Genomic DNA, 19,680 nt, shown 5'->3' on the forward strand with positions numbered 1-19,680 from the left:
GGAGTTTATCACGAACACCGTTACCAAGTGACAACTTTCCTACTTACATAAAGCTAACTTTCGGGTTTCGCTCTTCATTCAAATTGTTCTTACCATAGGTTTCTTGGTAGATCTGCATAAAGTCTTCGCGTATTTGCTGCTCAAGGTGAGTCGCCATTTCTGTCGGACAGAACAACATGACATGCACCACCTGCTCACCGGTTGATGTCGTGGTGATATGGATATGTGGATCCGGGCCAGGAAGATCAACCCCTGCGTGTTTTTCGATTACCCCGTTATAGCGTCTGGCAACATCGATAAACTCTTCGCAGTGGCTTTCAATCTGTTCTACAAGTTCTGGCACTAGCACGAAAAGGTTAACGAACTCTTTCACCGTAATACTGAAGCTATGGTAAACATAGCGTTTCATAAAATTAAGGTTCTTTACTGGATAAGTAAAAAACATGCTGTTCGGCAAGGTCGCGGTTTTACCCGTGAAATGATACTGCCCATGATGAAGGTCGATCTCTTGGATCACTGTTGCCATCATATTGTGCTCAATGACTTCACCACACAGGGAGCCGACTTCGATCCAATCACCAATCCTGAACGAACGCGCACTGGCTCGTTGAATTGAACCGGTGAAACAAAGAATAATCTCTTTGGATGCAACAACAATCGCGACGGCAATGGCTGTTACAGATAAAGCGAATTCACTGATTTCAGACTGCCAGAGCATGAACAACACAACCACCATCAAGGTGAAGGTGCCATTTTTAGTCCGTGACATCCACTTGCGCTGGTGCTCAGATACAAACGCTACATCCCCGCGTATCTGCTTTAGGACTAACCGCCTGAACATCAGAACTAACGCAATGATCAGTACACTGAGCAATATTTTATGTTCAATAAAAAAATCAATAACCGGTAACAACTTCTCTGGCATGAGCGCCTCTTCTCACTCTTACTTATCACTTTGCTATATCCGCGTGATGCTTGGCTAAATTCCCACAGATCCCACCTAAAATCCAGCGGAATACAAATACCTCTGTTTAAAACGCTGGCGAGTTAAAATTAACACGTAACCCTCAGCATTTTATTGCCCCCAGAGCCAACAGGTACAAACAAACCACTGCGCTAAGTCACGCGCAGCATTATTATGCATGGGACAATGATCACCTCTAGTATTTCCTATCTACATGTATTCAAACAGAGAATAACTCGAAAAGATGATATCTAATCGCGAATTAAGCTCCGCCAATATTACATCCTATGCATAAGCCTATAGCAGTTTTGCAAAATGCTAATATTTCTTACCCTGTGGCTAGGTTTCAAGGCATTTTCATTATCACCCGCCACAACATCATAAATTCAAATAAAACAATACAAATTATTCCCCATACAAATGCATTAATCCCAAGCTAGATATACCGGAAAAAAACTCTTCATCACAAGGTGAGCATCTATGGAAGGATTAACATACCGACAAGCATCCAGATTCTTGGATATGGCTACGATGGGTATAAAAAAAGGCGAGATTGAAGAATTCCTTACTCTCGACAACCGTACCAGTTGGATTAACAGCCAATTTTCTGAACCTTATGAAAGTCACAAAGAACGTACACTTTACCAAGCACAACAGCGTGGAAGTTCCTCGACAACACAGGAAATGCGGGTTTGCGCTTGGTTTGATATCGCGTTATGGAAGGGGGCGCAATTACGCCAGCGCATGGCATTTGCCCTAAGCCAAATAGTCGTCGTTGGCGATCGAGATGCCCAGTTGGCTCCCTACCCGGAAGCGCTGGCCCACTATTACGATATTCTTACCGAATATGCCTTCAGTGACTACAAAACCTTACTTTATCATGTAACCCGCTCTCCGATTATGGGCCACTACCTCACCATGGTTGGCAACCTACCCAAAAGCCACACCGGAGTGAACCCCGACCAAAACTATGCCCGAGAAGTTATGCAGCTGTTTACGATTGGGTTGGAGCAACTTAATATCGACGGGACGCCCAAGCTTGATGAGAACAACCAGCCAATTCCAACCTATGGCGATAATGATATAGAGAATATGGCGCGTGTATTTACGGGTTGGTTCATGGATGGTAGCAGCATGGAAAAACCCATGATTGCCTATGATGACTCCCACGACATGGAAGCCAAGACGGTTCTCGGCACGGAACTTCCGGAAGGCGTTGGTGCTGAAGCAGAGCTCGATCAAGTACTTGACCTGCTCGTCAATCACCCTAATACCGCGCCATTTATCAGTACCCTATTAATCAAACGCTTTATTACCTCAAACCCAAGGCCTGAATATGTGGCTAGGGTGGCTTCCGTTTTTCGCAATACAGGGGGTAACCTCGGCGAAGTCATCACAGCTATCCTGACCGACAGTGAAGTGCTGAAAGAAAACGACCTGCATGTCGCCAAAGTGCGTGAGCCTATCCTTGCCATGACCTATTTTTATCGCGCAATGGATGCCTATCCGGGGAAAAGCGGTGACATCATCTATAACCCAATGAACTACGCTGACACGTTCGGTCAGTACCCACTCGGCTCACCATCAGTCTTCAACTTTTACTCTCCGGATCATAGCCCACAGGGTGCATTGCTCGAGGCAAACCTAACGGCACCTGAGCTGGAATTAATCGACTGGAGCCAGGTCATCAAAATAAGCAACGTCTTTTATCGTACCGTACTTAATTACGGCCAAGACCGGAATAAAACCAATAACAAACAAGAAATGTATGTGGCGCCTGTTGATATTGAAGAAGCGGCAAACAATGAAGATAAGGAAGCAATGATGACACTCATCAAAAATCGCTTCCTCCACGGGGAAATGGTGCCTGAACTTGAGGCGCGAATCGGCTCCATTTATGACATCCACGACAGGAAATATTGGGCTGTTCCTAAAATGGTGTTCTTTGCCCTTATTTCCCCTAACTTCATGGTACAGGAGTAGCAACTATGAGCATCTCACGTCGACAATTCTTAAAGGGCTCTGCCATTGCTACAGCCTCATCCGCCCTTCCTCTATCACTGACACTGCCAAGCAATGCGTTTGCCGCAGGTAGTGACGATTACAAAGCGTTAGTCTGTCTTTTCCTCTATGGCGGCAATGACTCTTTCAATATGATCATGCCAGCTTCCGGCACTAACTATGATAATTATGTCAACGCACGGCCAGATATCCACCTAAGCGCTTCAGAAATACTGCCTATCCCGGTAACAGCAAGCGGGCAATCAATCGGCATCAACGCTAGCATGCCTAACATCGCTCAATTAATGACAGACAATAAAGCCACAGCCGTTGTGAATGTGGGTCCCCTGCTCGAGCCAACAAATAAAGGGAACATTGGCAGCGTTAAGAAACCGTCAAACCTTGGTGCTCACAACAAGCAGCAATCAGCATGGCAAATTGCTTGGAATACCTCTGAATACCACTCTTACGGTTGGGCTGGCATGATGATGGACCTGTTGGCCAATGAAGCTGCGACAGTATCTGAAAGCCTCTCACTTTCTGGAAACGAGCTGCTCGGTGGGCAAAACAGTCAAGATTTGCGTATTAGTAGTGATGGCGTCAGAGCGATGGATGCACTAGGCCACTCCAATGCCGTCAATAACAACTTCATCAAATTGACGGATGCGCCCTATGGCTCCGCGTTTTCACAAGAATATATTGCCCGTTTGAGAGGAGTCATTGATTTTCAGGCTGAGCTCGACGCTGTAATGAACACTTTCCCAGAAGATGACACCATTCCCGCAAGTTACCTAGGTGGCCAGTGCCGGATGGTAAAACGTATGATCCAAGCCAGTGAACAACTCAACCACCAACGGCAAGTGTTTTTCATTAGCCTTGGCGGTTTCGACAATCACAGTAACCAGCGCAACCTCAACCAACCAGGTAAGCATGACTCACTGCTAGCACAGATAGACACCGCCTTGAGTGCGTTTTATCAATCGTTAGAAGCCGAGGGCCTACAAGATAAAGTCGTGACCTTCACCATGTCGGACTTTGGCCGCACCATCGCCAATAACAGTAACCGTGGTACCGATCACGGCTGGGGCAGTAACCAGTTAATCATTGGCGGTTCAGTCAACGGTGGTATGACCTACGGGACATTACCCGAGTTCATTGCCAATGACGGACAAGACGCAACAGGGAACAAATTCATTCCGTCGACCTCTTCAGAACAAATGGCTGCGACTCTATGTAAATGGTTTGGGTTGTCAGACAACAGCGTCGATTATATTTTCCCAAGCCTCAACCCAGCCAATGAGAACCCGTTTCCAAGCCGCTACCTTGGTTTCTTAGGGGATGCTACAGAGCCACCAGTGCTACCAGCAAAATTGGCTATTGCGGGTGTAACCGCATCCGATACTCGGGTTGATCACACTCCAGAAATGGCCGTCGACGGGGATGATACAACACGCTGGACGGCGCATGGCCTCGGCATCACCTACACACTTGAGTTATCGAACCCGGCAACACTCTCAGAAATTAAGTGGTCGCAGCAAAAAGGGGATATTCGCCAGTACTTTGTTGATATCGCCGTGAGTGAAGATGGTGTCAACTATACAACCATCAGTAATATTACCACCCCGGGAAATACTTCAGCCCTAATCGGATTCCCAGTTTCAGCTACGAATGTTAAATATGTCCAACTGACCTGTAACGGTAATAACGATCCCGCCGGCGGAAAATGGGTTGGATGGAATAACTTCCGTGAAATAGAAATATGGGGAAATTAGAAGAGAAAGAAAAAAAGGGCCGTAAGGCCCTTTCTTTTTATAGAGTAAAATTGAAGATTTTTTCTTGCATTTTATCTAGTGTAATTTCATGACGCTGATTTTCTGGGTTTGCTATCTTGATTTCACTATCATATTGAATAGGGTCATCGTCTACCGCATTACAGGTAAATGCAACGGTGTAGTCACCCGCTGGAATATAACCAAACGCATAGTCACCATCCTGATCAACATCTGCTGATGCATATGGTGAAATAGAGCTCTCCGGTGGATAGTTACCATTAAAGTCATCATCAAATGGATCATAGTTATCCACTAACAAGTAACTATCTAAACCGTGCTTTGGATACAGATATACAAAATTACCAGTGTCATAATCGCAGCCATCTACTGCATCAAACAAAGCTAAGTCTACCGTTCCCCAAAGTGATGCTGCTTGACGGTTGTCTACAATTTTCACACCATGAGGTTTTAGGTTATAACCATTTTTACCTGCATTTCCGCGCTCGACTAGAGATTGGCGAAGATCAAATTCAATAGTGAAACCTTGGACCGTGTTGTCATCTTCTGGAATAACTTCAAAGCCACCAAGCTTCAGTTTATTGCTTGGAATCTTTAGGTCATACTCACCGGAGGTTTCATCATCCCTTACCCAGTTCATATCGCCAGGCTTAGTGTGGACAATCATTTCCTTGTACACACCGGCAGGAAGAGTGTGCTCAGTGATAATCAGTGCCGCATCTGTACCTTGGTAATCAAGCAAGTCGATTTGCTGGTACTCATTTCCTTCATCATCAGTGTCAACGTTGATGATATAAGTGTTTCCATTCTCATGCTTAAGCTCAAGCTTATCGAACGCCACAACCACTTCAGACATCGAATCAACCGGTGCATCGGATACGCTGAAAGAGACTTTGGCATACTGGGTAGAATCGCTGCTGCTGTCACTTCCACACGCGGAAAGCAAAGTAGCCACTGCTAGTACAGGTAAGGTTTTATAAATTGACATGATGTTCTCCATTTCTGGAGGCAATTTTATGCGCCAGCAACTATCAACTCAATAAACCAACGCTGAATTGACAATTAACTGACAAAACACTTTGAACATTTTCATCATATGGATCAAAATATTTAATCTTGATTATTCAAATAACCATACCTTCAAGTCTTAATATGTAGACAACCCACCAACCGGCTTCAAAATGTCTTCGATATTGGTATTTTTATGAATGCTTCGGGCAATTGGCCTGCCCTAATATTAACTTGAATAGCGGGATACAATAATTTGGGTACATTCAATTGTTTATCGCGATCAGAGCGAAACTGAACAAAGTCATTTTCAGGAGTCTCACCTGTTATATGAATATTATCTTCTTTGCTCGTTCCCACGGTTGTTTGGTATTTCAGCTCCCGACCACCGGGTTGATAATCATGACAAACGTAAATTCGGGTAGAGTCAGGCAGTTCGTAAATTCTTTGTATGCTATCGAATAACTGTTTCGCATCTCCTCCAGGGAAATCACACCGTGCTGAGCCAAAATCAGGCATAAACAAGGTATCACCAATGAACGCATTTTGATTAATTAAGTAAGTGACACTGTCACTGGTATGACCCGGCGTTTCTAAAACGGTCGCTGTTAACATACCAACTGAGAACTCTTCTTTGTCGTGAAAGCGATGGTCAAAGCTATTACTGCGGTGAACACCACCAGCATTACGATCATCATCCATCGCAAGCACTGACTCAAAGATGGCTTGCACATCATCGATGTGGCTACCTGCACCAATCTTTCCACCTAACTTCGATTTAATATAGCTGGCAGCAGTAAGGTGATCAGCATGGGCGTGGGTTTCTAAAATCCAATCCACCTGAAGTTGGTGAGACCGTATAAAATCAATTAGCTCATCGGCAAATTCTGTGCTCACTACCCCAGAAGACAAATCAAAATCCAATGCGCTATCAATAACAGCACAGTGCCCACCCGCCATGTCATAAACAACATAGCTTAACGTCGATGTCGGCTTATGAAAAAAAGCCTCGATTGAAGCGGTCATCACTGGCCTCCTATCTTCAGTATTTTTAGTCATAACCCCTTTATTTTAGCCTTGTTATACACCCTTTCAGATCTAAACAAGCAACAACAATGTAATCATTGCCTTCCACACCTGCGGCATATACTGTATACCTACAAATGACCTCGCCTAAGCTCTAACAGATGAATAAGATTTACCAGCCGCTTTTCGATAACGACAATCCTCCCGCAGAGATATTTTTTGGTCATGAAATCTTTTTGCCCAATACAACGACACCAAGCCACAGCCATCCGTGGGGGCAACTCCAGATAATCAACGGTGGTATTTTGGAGCTTAGGGCTGAAAGAAAACGTTTTCTGTCGCCCTCACAGTATGCGGTATGGGTCCCGGCGGGGATTGAGCATGAGAGCTTCATGCGGCGCAGCCTGAATTATTGTTCGATGAATATCACCCATCCGCTGGCTTCTCCACTTCCCAATTACCCTTGCTTACTGGAGGTCAGCCCAATCATGGAAGCGATCATTAATGATCTGAAAGCCCGTCAACTTACTGTCGCCGAGTCCGAACAAGATAAAAGGCTGATCAATGTACTGCTCGATCAAGTCTACCAGGCCAAGGAGCATGAGCAGTTTCTCCCGACAAGTAACGACAAGCTTCTAAAGCCTATCCTTAATGAACTAGAGCGCCAGCCGATGTCAGAAAAAACGTTGAAGGACTGGGCCCAAATTCTTCATACCACAGAGCGTACGCTGGCCAGGCACTGCCAAGACAAGCTAGGAATGAGCTTTACCGAATGGCGACAACGACGTAAGTTCTTATATTCTTTGCACTTGTTAAGGAAGGGGGCTTCTGTCAAAGAGGTCGCATTAACGCTGGGCTATCATCAAGCTTCACCTTTTATCACGTTATTCAAGCGCCATGCCCACTGTACACCGGAACAATACCGCCAGCGCTTCTTTGCCAATAAAGAGTAAGATAGTAAAGAATTAGCTATCAAATAACGGCAAAATGTGTGGTGTAACTAGCTATGTGAAATAAACCTGCTGGATATTGAAAGAATCCCTCTTCGCTGCGGTCTGTATATCTGAAGCGCGTTGGAGGGGGAAATGAAACAGCTCATTGCTATTCTTTTATACGGACTTATCTTCACTTTGCCGTTAAGCATGCAGGCTGCATCGCTTAACGGCTTTAATTTATCTAACTCATCTGTTCCTTCAGAGCAAATACTGTCTGGTGGGCCGGGGAAGGACGGCATTCCTGCGATTCTCCGTCCCCATTTTGTCTCTGCTAATCAAGCCAACTTCATGGTAGCAAGCGATCCGGTACTCGGCATTGAAATCAATGGGAGGTACCGAGCATACCCTATCAAGATCCTTAACTGGCATGAAGTCGTTAATGATCAAATTGAGGGAAAACGTTTTATTGTCAGTTATTGCCCGCTTTGCGGCTCGGGGATGGCATTTTCTTCCACGCTTAATGGCCACCCCCTGACGTTTGGTGTATCTGGCTTACTCTATAATTCCGACGTTTTACTGTACGACCATCAAACTGAGTCCCTATGGTCGCAAATCAAAGGGTCAGCCATATCTGGCCAGTCCGTCGGGAAGCACTTAACCCAATATCCTCTGACATTGACACGCTGGGGAAAGTGGCAACAACAGCACCCACACACAGACGTGTTATCGACAAATACAGGCTATCAACGCAATTACCAATACGACCCCTATGCGGGCTACAGCCGCACGCCACGTCTATATTTCCCTGTCGCCAACCAAGCGCCATCTATCTATAACACCAAGGAAACCGTCATGGGATATAAAGGACAAAACGGGGTCATCGCTTTTCCGTTTACAGAGTTGAAGAAACAGGGAAAAACCCAATTTACCTATCATTTTGAACAACAAACACTCACCATCCACTGGGATGAAAAAAGTCAATCAGCCCATATAACAAACCACCAAGGGCAAGTGCTCACCAGCACGTTGTTATATTGGTTCGCTTGGTATGCCTTTTATCCAGACACTCAAATATTCAAGGCCCGCTGAAGTAATCATGGTTGATTGAGACATTTAAACCTTTCATAGTCGGTTTATTTAATACAAACAATGCATTAACTCATTCACAACCTTTAAAAAGGTTAAAAAAACAGCAACAACATAGGCATCAACGCCCATAAAACAAACAAACCTAGTTGCATATCACAAAAACAGAACGCAGAGCAGAGCTTTACTTTGAACCACAGACAGAAAACCAGATAATAAAACCACAAAAACGCCAATTAGCTAGGTAATACAACTATGATTGATATGATTTTTCCTGCATTGTTCTTATCAACCGTGATCGGCTTTAGCCTATGGGGCTGGACACAAGTCTTCCGCGTGGTATTCCGGTTTTAATACTAAACCCATCCACTGAAGCCTTCAGAACCATTGCTCAACAAAAATAAAAACTAGAAAAAGAATAAGCCAGCATACATGCTGGCTTATTCATCTTTGGTCGCTGTAGTCGGTTACATCAGCATCATAGTCATAAGCAGTAAGGTGACTATACCGCCCATCATAGGAATGGCTGTTCGGATAACAACAGAGACTGGTGACACGTTTGCAGCACCTGCGCAAGCGATAACAACACCAGCAACAGGAGAGAAAGAGCGGAATAAGCCAGCTGACAACTGCATTGGTACTGCCAAAGAGGCGGTTGATGTACCTACCGTCGTTGCGACCGAAGGGGCTAATGGTGAGAAGCTAAAGAAGGCCGCATTACCCGAGCCAGATAATAGTGCCGTCAAACCTATGATAGTAACCATCATCAGCATCATCGGAATATATCCTAGGCCAAGGTTACTACCCGCACCTAATAGCAAGTCAATAAAGCCTATTGCTCCCAAGCCAACAACAAATGTATTTGCCGCAATAATCAAGGCGACAACACTTGAGAAGACTGTTCCCATGCCAGTTAAGTAAACTTTGATTGAATCAGCTACCGCTTTAAGATCTCTATTCACAAATAAGTCGGCAACCATCGCAATAAACAAACTGAAGAACATTGCGGTAACAACATCGACTTTAATAGAGCTGATCATAAACTCACTGAATACGAGCAATATCGCCAGAGGCATTACCGGCAAAACAGCAAACCAGATCGGCGCTTTACGTGTCTCTTCATCATTAATCTTCAGATCTTCAGCTTTCACGCCCGCAGCTGCATCTCGCTTATCAAAATAGCGCTGACAGAAAAAATGCAAAATGGCAATTACCGCCATCACTGCTGGCGCAACGACTAGCTGGTTAGCAACAAAATAGTTAGCAGCATCAACACCAATCACTTCCGCAGCTCGGTTTGAATTACCTGAGCCGGGTCCTAAATCAAGACAAGCAGTGGTTGCCAGTACAGCGGCTGTTGCTGCAGGGGTACAACCGATCCGTACCAAGACAGGATACAGTGCGACCAGCAGCAGCATTGCGAGGCCTACGGCACTAGGAATGAAGATATTGAGAATTTGTCCAATGATATAGGTTAATGCCAGAACAACATAAGGGCTCTTAAAGACTGAAAGTGGCTTGGTGACAACTTCCACCATGGCATTTGCTGCACCAATATGGCTCATATATTTTGAAAAGCCACCGACAGCCATGATAATTAAACCAAGGTTAGCCAACGTCGATGATGAAAGTGCTTTAATGACGATGAAGAAGTCAAAAGTCACAGCGCCAGTTGATGTTGCATTGCTAGGTAAGAAGTCTGTATTTCCACCCAGTGCACCTAATAACATCATTAGTAAGCCTGCAGTAAACAAGGCTGCATGGGTATTATATTTTTTTATAATGAAAAAACCAGTTGTAACAACTATTGGAATGGCAAGAAGCGCGAGCATGGTTTACTCCGTGTACAAGATTAAATATAGAAGCAAGATATAGACAACGTTAATGCATCAAGGAAGTATTGTTATAATTAACTTGAGAAAAGCTGACATCAAATTTATAGTTAAGTCACGAGAACATCTCAGCAATACAAAGAGCAAGATTAAAACCACTTGCTCTTTGTATATTAACAGTATTATATTGCTCTAATTATAAGCATTTAAGTTATTCTTCAAAATTACCGATAACAAGTTGCTCTCGGCCTAATATAATTGCCTTACCCATTGAGAATGCAGAATCAATATCGAGGTTATCGTCTAATAAAAGAAAATCAGCATCAGCATTAACTGCCAATTCACCTTTATTAATCCCCAGAGACATAGCGACATTTTCTGACATCATCGCACTTGCTTGTCCCACGGCTAAGCCACGGTCAATCAGAGTACGAAGCAAGTTAATATTGGCGTCAACGGCAGCGGCTGTAATATTTACCATTTCCCCAGCCGAATTGAATTTTGGCATGCTTCCATTACCATCTGAACTAATAGTAATACGTTTTGTTGGAACGCCAGCTTCCAATGCAGCAAATACCGCTTCACCAGGGTCTGTGAAAGCACAGCTACCACCAGAAGTGATATCCATAACACCACCGGCAATGGCAAACTTCGCAGCCTCTTCAAATAAAGGAATCGTTCTCGCAACATGGGTAGGAGAAAAATTACTGTGCGGAATGCCTCGTTCTACTAGCTCGTTTATTTGCTTGAAAGGATCTGGCAATCCCCCCATGTGCATATGTAGAACACCTTTCTTCCCTGCGAGCATTGCGCCCATACGCACATCAGACGTAATCCGCAACAGTTCATCTGTCGTCGGAAATGAACCTCGATGGTCAGCAATAGCAATTTTAACGCCTAGCACAGGCTCAAGAAAAACAAGATCATCACGGATGCTATTAGTTAAAGTGACCGTCGGTACTTGATAAGAACCAGTATGCATCCAGGCAGAAAGGCCTTCCGCACGCAACCCCATAACCTTAGCAAACAAATCTTGCGGCGAACGTGTAGACCCATCAGTCCCCATTACGCCAACAACAGAGGTAACACCAGCTTGGATCAGTTTAGAGAAAGTGATTGAAGGAGTACGGCTACTGAAACCTCCTTCACCTCCTCCACCAGTTAGATGGACATGCTGATCAATGATACTTGGGATCATCAGCTTACCAGCAGCATCAACAGTGTTAACTTCGGTACCAAGATTACTGACATTAATGCTATCTTCAATAGCAACAATTTTGTTACCGGCGACTAATACGTCTTTGATACCCAGTGGGGCTGGAGCATAAACATTGGCACTTTTGATCAGAGTAAGGTTTGTCATTCTTTTGTTTCCTATTATGAATTTTTTAAGTGCATCACAGTTTTATTTTTATATTTAACACCATTTTTAGCATTGTTATTTATCTTGTGCGATTTTATTTTTAATTAAAGTTATGTTTATCACAAATGATAACAAAAACACCATCCAGTAAATATGCCACTATACGATTATTAGCAATAATTAAATCGCTGAGCTAGCTGACTTTTTATTAATATTTGATTATCAAACACCAAAGATTAATTCACATGAATAATCATATTTAACCAAGATATTGTGAAATGCCGAATATGGCTTCATCATGCCGAAAATGCATAGCGCAGCTAATAAACGCTTCTTAACTTTTCACCTCACAAATAAATGTATTTCAGAGTGTATCGATCTTTAAGAAAGTATTATTATTAAATGATAAAAATAAGCCAGCATTACTACTGGCTTACTTTTATTTAAATAAATTAACTACAGCTCATTTACAAATAAACACCCAAGTGACCTCAAGTTACTTGGGTATATAACTAAATATTCTCATCCATTATTGCCGTATCATCCTGTTGCGACCCAGAAGAATCATTATCATATGATGAGCTATCATCCATAACATCAACACCTTGATTGGTGTTATCCCCTTGGGTCCAATCGCCATTTTGTCCACGCTCGTCTTGCATCGCTGGTTGGTTGGCATTGTTACCCTGATTAGCTTGCATGGCATGTTCATCATCAACCTCAATCGTCACGGTTGCCGATGCCCCTTCTACAGCAATTCCTAGCTCGGTCTGCCCTTCAAACTGAATAGTCGCCTCACCTTCAAACTCATCAGATAACTTCATCAAAATAGGCTTGGATAGATTACCGCTTACCGTATAAGAGCCATCAGGATTCAGTAATGCATTGGCAATCGTCGCCCCATCAGGAAGCTCACTAATTTCTACTTGTGTCACATCTGGGTTTTCTGCCACATCATCAGGGACCTCGAAATGAACGTTACTACCAGGTGCCGCCATGAGATCGCTGTCACTGCCCTCTTCACCACTCTCCGAAATATCATTACTCTCTGCAGCGTTTTCGATAACCGTAGTTTGGATATCAACATTCTGTTGTGAGTTGTCATCCGCTTGTGCCGACTTAGGACTTGTTTCAGGATCTTGGTATTCATCAACCTCAAGAGTGATTTGCTCTACTGATGAGGTTTGCCCGTTAGATGTAGTCACTTCCAGCGGTAGTTGACCGGCAAAGTCATCATCACTCCAGAATACCCATCCATCACCCTCTTCTATTAACGTACCTTGTTCACCATGGTAATCAACGGCAGTAACTGTCGATTCATCCCCTACATTCAGTGCAGCTAATAAATCATCCTGAGACAGTTCCAGTGACCCCATTTCATCCAGCATAAATGCTGAGCCTTCCGGCTCGGCTACATCAACATTGAAATGAGTTTGAATACTGTTTTCACCATCTGTAGCCACAAAAGCTATTTGCGCTTGTCCAGCAAAACCTTCTGCTGGCGAGAAGGTGTATTGTCCCTCACTATTGGTTTCCAATACTCCTTGCCCACCAACCAATTGCACAGATTCTATAGTAAGCTCAGCACTATCAGCATCTGTCAATTGGGCAAGCATATCGGCATCAGTGAAGGACAAATCATTTCCAGAGCCAAGCTCAGTGGTCACAATGGCATCAGCCGAAGGCGCTGCATTACCATCAATATCGCCTGCATCTGAGGCAGCAACAGCGATACTACTCTGTACATCGACCAAGCTACCGTTGTGGTCCACCTGATAAGCAAAATCTACTTGCCCTTCAAAGCCCTCAGCAGGGGTGAATGACCAAGTACCATCGCCATTATCAACCAGTTCACCTTGAGAGCGGTCAATGAGGTGAACACCTTGAACTTCATCACCTTCAACGGCCTCTAATCCCTCAGCCATCTCCAACAAGTCATCCATTGTCAGCAGCAGCGTCTCACCTTGAACAGCATCGAAATCGGCATAGGCTTCTGTTGCCTCGGGCAACATATTGGAAGATTCATCGCCGTAGTCTGCGGTAGTGGCAGAAACAGTAATGAAGAAACTGCCGGAAAAGTCTGCGGGGGGCGTGAGGGATAAATCATCGAAACTCCAAGTTGTTACATCAAGAACTTGTCCTGGCTCGGAAATTGTAATGGTATTTTCCCCATCAGAAACGACAAAGCCAACAGGGAAGCCTGTGATCACCAAATGGCTCAATTGCTCAGAGGTATCGAGCATATCAACATTCAGGCCAAGCAAACCGGTCGTATCTTCATCGAAGACTAATGGCCCCTCATGATCTGTGGTGATCACCGCACCATCAGCGACGGGGCGGATATAGACCGGCATATCCAGTATCGTTGTCGCCCCACTGGGATCACTCACTTCGATCTGAAGCTCTGCGGTACCCGAATAATCATCAGACGGTGTATAGGTCCAACTGCCATCTTCATTTTGCGCTACCTCTCCTGCATCTTCACCATCCACGGTAATAACGCGGGAGACAACTAACTCATCACCATCAACATCGCCGAACAAATCAAGCATATCTTCGGCTTTGAAAGTAAAAGCACCGTCCTCATAGGTTGTTAAGTGTGCATTACCACCATTAAATGGCGCATCATTCACAGGCATGACATCGACTTTGAGGGCACCGTCTACGATGTTATCACCATCGGAAATTGAATAATCCAATTCAATCAAACCATTGAAATCCGGTGGTGTGATCAGGTGATACATCCCATCTTGCTGTAACTGCAAATTTCCGTTTGACGGTTGCTTCAATAACAGGCTCTCTAATGAGAGCTTGTCACCATCGGCATCCGTCGCCTGACTTAAGATAAACGCTGGATCAATTTCTAAAACTTGATCTTCATCGACATCAAGCTTCAGGGTGGGCGCAACCGGCATATCCTCGACCGGCTTAACCTCGACAGAAACCGTAGCCGTATCAAATGAGCCATTGCCATCGGTAACGGTATAGGTAAATGAAGCAGGGCCGTTGTAGTCAGCATCAGGCGTGAAGACAACATTCCCATCTTCGTCCAGCTCTACAGTTCCATGGGTATCATCCGTTGCCTCGACGGCGGTAATAGATAAGACATCACCATCGGCATCGCTATCATTTACTAATAGATCTGCAGCATTGATCACCAACTGGCCATCTTCTTCGACTTCAATTGCCCGGCTGGTAATCCCCTCTTGTACCTCTACAAGTTGATCGGTGACATCCAGAGGCTGATCGGCAGTACTGTGGTTGAGATCCAGAGACAGGGTATTAGTCACCTCACTGCCATCACCCTGAATTGTTGTCATCTGAATATCTTCAGACATGGTTCGGGAGACGGTCATATTCTGAACAACATATGTCCCTTTGCCTCCCTCTGTACCTAGGGTGAAATGGTGTACCGGCACATCAGTGGTAAATGCATAGGTGTCTTGGAATTCACCGGATTCACGGAAGCCACCTTGGCTATCTATGAGGTTACCTTCAGCATCATAAGCCTGAATAATGACTTCTGTTGCCTGACTACTTGATTCATCGAAATAGCCACCCAAGCCATCAAGCTGGAAGGTGATTTGGTTGACATCCTCCCCCTCGACCGTCACTGTAAGATATTCATCACCGCTCAAACCGTTCTTGGTGCCATTACCAATCCCGGCCCCTTTAGCACTACCCGCACCATTCCAAGCCGTCAGTTCGCCACTGCTAACTTCTGTAGTAATGGTGACGCCATCTTCTTGATAAACGGCAGTATTTCCATCAACAGCCCCCCAGTCGTCGGCACGGGCAGTACCATCAAAAACTGTCGTAGAGGTATCGCTATCAAAGCTTCCTACCCGAATATCACGGGTACCGGATTGCACCTCTTCAGTATCAGGGACGAACTGCACTTGGGCTTCTGCGGGATATTCTTGGCCAACCACCATATCTTCCCATTCACCCTCTGCATTCATGCACTGAACCGAGCCGTTCTCAGGAGCGACATCAAGGCGGATCTGCGGTGCTTGGGCAGACATACTGTCATCATCTACAGCAACAACCTCATCATTAACCGCATTGACAGTAAGGTCCAAGCCTGTCGAAACGGTCTCTAGGCCATCGCTCACATCAAAGGTCAGGTTCAGCTCACCATTGAAGTTTTCGGCCGGTGTGATGGTGAAAGAGCCATCGGCGTTTCTTTCAACGTCACCCTCCCCTTCAAGATGAAGGTTTTCCGCCGTCAGTTCGTCGCCATCAACATCGGAGGCATTCGCTAACAACTGTTCTTGAGTCAGCGTAATCGTGCCATCTTCATCGATGGTATACGTCAGGTTCTCACTAACCTGTGGGCCATCATTGACGGCGGCAACTTGCAGCATAGCGCCTGAAGCCACTTGGCTACCTTCGCCGTCGGTAACATCGAAACTTATCGCTAAATCGCCATTCACATCCTGATCTGGCGTCACCACATAAGACTTCTCGCCTGTCTCGGGATCAACCACGGTAGTAAACGAGGCATTGGCAATATTGAGGTTAACTACCGATAAATCATCGCCGTCAACATCACTGGCATTGGCCAGTAGTGCTGCCTCGGTAATAACTAGGCTGGTGTCCTCATCGGTATTAAATTGCAGCGGGCTGGTTTCATCAATAACGACCGGGTCATTAACCGGCACCACCGTGAAGTCGAGCCTTGCCGTGGTCGAGGCTGTTTCTGGCGAATCATTCTCTGCCGTGCTGTCTTCAATTGATGTCGCGGTCACATTCAGTGAAACAGGACCATGGAAGTTCTCACCGCCCTGAAAGGTCAGCTGGCTCAGATCCCAGTCGTTGATATCAACGCTGTTACTTTCACCATCAGCAATGAAGATTTTCTCGCCATCGGTCAATATTGCGCCATCGGGCAAATCATCCACCACCAGGGAAGCCAGCGATTCAGAACCATCAATGTCATTCAAGGCAGCGTCAATATTAAGCGGGGTCGGTTGGTCTTCAGCAACTTCTTTGACCACGGTTATCGCATCGAGGATTCCGCCCAGGCTGTTATCATCCGGCGAGTCAAATTCCAGCTTAGGATTATCGGTAGTCGCGGTGAATTGATAAGAGAAATGGTTCCAGCCGATATCCTCAGGTGCCAAGGAATCAATCAACTGGCCTTCGAAGTAAATATCAACCTGCGAATCTTCACCTTCCCAGCCTTTTCGTGCCGACATATCAAATTCAAGTGTGACCACTTCGCCAGCTTTGACATCCAAATTGGTATAGAGGTTGGACTCATCACCGCGGTTGGCTTCCAGCTCAATCACCCCACCACGGTTGTCACCGACACCGTAGACATAGTCCTGATGGATTTCGATATGGTTATTGACGTTATCAGTCTGCCACCCCGTTAGGGTGGTATCCTGCCCAACACCGTAATCAATCAGACTCATGTCGGTCAGTGATACGGTTAACGAAGGCTCGTCAGCTTCCGGCGTAATAGTCACCGGCGCAGTAAATACAGCATCAACCTTGGTATCGTTTACTGTGATGCTGAGCGCAGCATCACCGCTGTAATCAGCATCCGGGGTGAAAGTCCAATCCCCGCTTTCTTCATCTCGGGTTACTGTTCCATTGCCTTCAACACTGATATCAGTAATACACAGGTCATCATTATCGACATCGGTAACATTGGCAAGCAACGACGCTTCAGAAATGGTAATCGAGCCATCTTCGGTGATGGTGTAAGACGTCTCGGCAAACACCGGTACATCATTGACCGCTTCAAGGTTCAACGAGCCCGAGGCCGGGGTTACCGCCCCATCGTTGTCATCCACATCAAAGGTGAATGGAACCTCGCCATTGAAGTCATCTTGAGGGGTAAAAGTGAAGGTGCCGTCTTCGTTATCGGTCAACGAACCGTATTGAGGCTCAACCTGAAGGTTTATTGCTGTCAGGTTATCGCTATCCACATCACTGGCATTTTGCAGCAGCATGTCCTGAGTGAAGATGATTGCGGTATCTTCCGTACCATCAATATTCGTTTCGCCCACAACAGCAGCATCATTCAGTGGCGTAACATCAACCGAGACAGTCGCAGTATCAAACGTATCGTTACCGTCTGTGACGGTGTAGGTAAACGTGGCAGGCCCGTTGTAGTCAGCATCCGGCGTGAAGACAATATTGCCATTTTCATCCAGCTCAACACTGCCGTGGGTATCGTCTGTTGCTGTTACTTCAGTAATGGTCAGCACATCGCCATCAACATCGGTATCGTTCGCCAGCAAGTCTGACGGGCTGATAACTAACTGACCATCTTCTTCTACTTCAATCGCTTCCGGTTCAGCCGAAGAGAATGCACTGAAGGTTGCAATAGACGGTGCATCACCATCCGCAAGGCTTGAGTCGTCCTGCGCTATCACGGCATCATTAACAGCTGCAACTTGCAGTGTCGCCCCTGAAGCAACCTGACTACCTTGCCCATCTGAGACATCGAAAGTGATCGTTAAATCGCCGTTTACGTCTTGGTTTGGCGTTATCACAAAAGACTTATCACCGGTATCAGGGTCAACTTGTGTAGTGAACGATGCATCTGCAATATTCAAATTGATCACAGAAAGATCATCACCATCAACATCACTGGCATTGGCAAGCAGCTGCTCCTCAGTAATAACAATTTGATTGTCTTCTTGGGTATCGAACGCAAGCGGCGAGCTGGTATCAATATCGACTTCATCATTTACTGCAGCCACGCTCAAAACGGCTGATGAGGCGACTTCACTCCCTTGGCCATCAGTCACATCAAAAGATATCGCCAGTTCCCCGTTTATGTTCTCATCTGGAGTAACAACAAACGATCTTTCTCCAGTATCCGGATCAATGTGGATCTCAAAAGACGCATTGGTGATAGAGAGATTCAGTACACTTAAATCATCACCATCAATATCACTGGCATTGGCGAGTAAATCCGCCTCGCTGAGAACGATCTGACCATCCTCATTGGCCTCAAAAGTCGGTATTGCTTGCTCATCAACCACAACCTCATCATTGACGTTGTCGACTTGTATTTCGAAAGTTTCAGAAACAGTCTCGGTATCAAAATCACCATCAATAACCAATTCTTTGCTGGTTGCATTAGCTACGTCAACTTGGAAAGTCTCACTGGTTGTTTCAGTATCAAACGATGTTTGTTCAACGCTCTGGTTCGAAGCCTGATTTCCACCGCCACCAGCCGACTGAGCTTGCGGGTTTTGTTCGTTTGACTCTTGACTGGCTCTATTTTGTCCTTCCCCATCAGGCCGTGATGGCGTTCTCTGTTGAGCGCCCCCTCCTACCGCCTGAGGGGCACCACCGCCATCGACACCACCTTCATCTTGTTGCGAAGTATCACCCTGAACACTTGAATCTGAATTGCCAGATTGCCTTTGGCTTCCGCTATTACCTCCATTATCGGAGGCTGCTTCGCTTGGCTGACTGCCAGCGTCTTCGCTGCTCTCTGGGGCTGATTCGGGTGAACCATTGTTAGTTTGGTCATTTTGTTCTGCCGCATCAGCGCCTGTAGCGGTTGTTGCCGCCATCGTATTTTGTTGGTTTTGCCTGTCCTGCGCACGGTGCTCATCAGTATTTCCATCGGGTGTGGCATTATGCTCGACCGCATCATTAAGTGGGTTACCTTGATCCTGCTGTTGGTTGTCTTGAGCCATAATTT

Annotated in this window: 10 protein-coding genes and 2 pseudogenes; 4 read left to right on the forward strand and 8 right to left on the reverse strand. The window is 45.5% G+C overall.

Annotation, left to right across the window (positions count from 1 at the left end):
* Positions 1-43 precede the first annotated feature (43 nt).
* The gene (locus tag L4D79_RS05565) at positions 44-925 is read right to left on the reverse strand and encodes a mechanosensitive ion channel family protein (RefSeq protein WP_428648488.1); all 882 of its coding nucleotides are present in this window, start codon (positions 923-925) and stop codon (positions 44-46) included.
* 519 nt (positions 926-1,444) lie between these two features.
* Between L4D79_RS05565 and L4D79_RS05570 the strand changes: the two genes are divergently transcribed.
* Both L4D79_RS05570 and L4D79_RS05575 read left to right on the forward strand, forming a co-directional pair.
* Positions 1,445-2,947 carry a DUF1800 domain-containing protein gene (locus L4D79_RS05570; protein ID WP_428648490.1) on the forward strand — a complete coding sequence of 501 codons (1,503 nt, stop codon included), beginning with the start codon at positions 1,445-1,447 and terminating at the stop codon, positions 2,945-2,947.
* A 5-nt stretch (positions 2,948-2,952) separates the two neighbouring features.
* Complete coding sequence (locus L4D79_RS05575; RefSeq protein ID WP_428648493.1) at positions 2,953-4,737, forward strand: DUF1501 domain-containing protein; 1,785 nt, start codon at positions 2,953-2,955, stop codon at positions 4,735-4,737.
* A 37-nt stretch (positions 4,738-4,774) separates the two neighbouring features.
* Here the strand turns inward: L4D79_RS05575 and L4D79_RS05580 are convergent, their stop codons facing one another.
* Both L4D79_RS05580 and L4D79_RS05585 read right to left on the reverse strand, forming a co-directional pair.
* Positions 4,775-5,743 (reverse strand): DUF4382 domain-containing protein, encoded by a 969-nt coding sequence (locus L4D79_RS05580; RefSeq protein WP_428648496.1) that lies wholly within the window; start codon positions 5,741-5,743, stop codon positions 4,775-4,777.
* Positions 5,744-5,931: 188 nt separating this feature from the next.
* Complete coding sequence (locus L4D79_RS05585) at positions 5,932-6,789, reverse strand: MBL fold metallo-hydrolase (protein ID WP_428648497.1); 858 nt, start codon at positions 6,787-6,789, stop codon at positions 5,932-5,934.
* Between the two features lie 161 nt (positions 6,790-6,950).
* Here L4D79_RS05585 and L4D79_RS05590 point away from each other — a divergent pair, with 161 nt between their 5' ends.
* Both L4D79_RS05590 and L4D79_RS05595 read left to right on the forward strand, forming a co-directional pair.
* Positions 6,951-7,742, forward strand: coding sequence for an AraC family transcriptional regulator (locus L4D79_RS05590; protein WP_428648499.1), 792 nt, complete (start codon positions 6,951-6,953; stop codon positions 7,740-7,742).
* A 132-nt stretch (positions 7,743-7,874) separates the two neighbouring features.
* Entirely contained in the window at positions 7,875-8,813 is a 939-nt protein-coding gene (locus tag L4D79_RS05595) for a DUF3179 domain-containing protein (RefSeq protein ID WP_428648501.1), read from the forward strand.
* A gap of 464 nt (positions 8,814-9,277) precedes the next feature.
* Here L4D79_RS05595 and dcuC read toward each other — a convergent pair whose 3' ends face one another.
* From dcuC to L4D79_RS05620, 5 genes and pseudogenes are all read right to left on the reverse strand, one after another.
* Positions 9,278-10,642 carry a C4-dicarboxylate transporter DcuC gene (gene dcuC, locus L4D79_RS05600; protein ID WP_428648504.1) on the reverse strand — a complete coding sequence of 455 codons (1,365 nt, stop codon included), beginning with the start codon at positions 10,640-10,642 and terminating at the stop codon, positions 9,278-9,280.
* A 211-nt stretch (positions 10,643-10,853) separates the two neighbouring features.
* Entirely contained in the window at positions 10,854-12,005 is a 1,152-nt protein-coding gene (gene iadA, locus L4D79_RS05605; protein WP_428648506.1) for a beta-aspartyl-peptidase, read from the reverse strand.
* Positions 12,006-12,517: 512 nt separating this feature from the next.
* Positions 12,518-13,759, reverse strand: a complete 1,242-nt coding sequence (locus L4D79_RS05610; RefSeq protein ID WP_428651714.1) for a cadherin-like domain-containing protein — start codon at positions 13,757-13,759, stop codon at positions 12,518-12,520.
* A pseudogene (locus L4D79_RS29915) lies at positions 13,739-14,920 on the reverse strand (cadherin-like domain-containing protein); the annotation flags it as partial. The gene L4D79_RS05610 and the pseudogene L4D79_RS29915, both read right to left, overlap by 21 nt.
* Positions 14,915-19,675: pseudogene (locus L4D79_RS05620) on the reverse strand (tandem-95 repeat protein); the annotation flags it as partial. The pseudogenes L4D79_RS29915 and L4D79_RS05620, both read right to left, overlap by 6 nt.
* Positions 19,676-19,680 lie beyond the last annotated feature (5 nt).

Origin of the sequence: Photobacterium satsumensis (assembly GCF_050336935.1) — a bacterium.
GTDB classification, from domain to species: domain Bacteria; phylum Pseudomonadota; class Gammaproteobacteria; order Enterobacterales; family Vibrionaceae; genus Photobacterium; species Photobacterium satsumensis.

Excerpts from the sequence above, each read along its gene's own strand:
- L4D79_RS05565 (WP_428648488.1), bottom strand. The coding sequence starts at position 925 with ATGCCAGAGAAGTTGTTACCGGTTATTGATTTTTTTATTGAACATAAA.
- L4D79_RS05570 (WP_428648490.1), top strand. The coding sequence starts at position 1,445 with ATGGAAGGATTAACATACCGACAAGCATCCAGATTCTTGGATATGGCT.
- L4D79_RS05575 (WP_428648493.1), top strand. The coding sequence starts at position 2,953 with ATGAGCATCTCACGTCGACAATTCTTAAAGGGCTCTGCCATTGCTACA.
- L4D79_RS05580 (WP_428648496.1), bottom strand. The coding sequence starts at position 5,743 with ATGTCAATTTATAAAACCTTACCTGTACTAGCAGTGGCTACTTTGCTT.
- L4D79_RS05585 (WP_428648497.1), bottom strand. The coding sequence starts at position 6,789 with ATGACCGCTTCAATCGAGGCTTTTTTTCATAAGCCGACATCGACGTTA.
- L4D79_RS05590 (WP_428648499.1), top strand. The coding sequence starts at position 6,951 with ATGAATAAGATTTACCAGCCGCTTTTCGATAACGACAATCCTCCCGCA.
- L4D79_RS05595 (WP_428648501.1), top strand. The coding sequence starts at position 7,875 with ATGAAACAGCTCATTGCTATTCTTTTATACGGACTTATCTTCACTTTG.
- dcuC (WP_428648504.1), bottom strand. The coding sequence starts at position 10,642 with ATGCTCGCGCTTCTTGCCATTCCAATAGTTGTTACAACTGGTTTTTTC.
- iadA (WP_428648506.1), bottom strand. The coding sequence starts at position 12,005 with ATGACAAACCTTACTCTGATCAAAAGTGCCAATGTTTATGCTCCAGCC.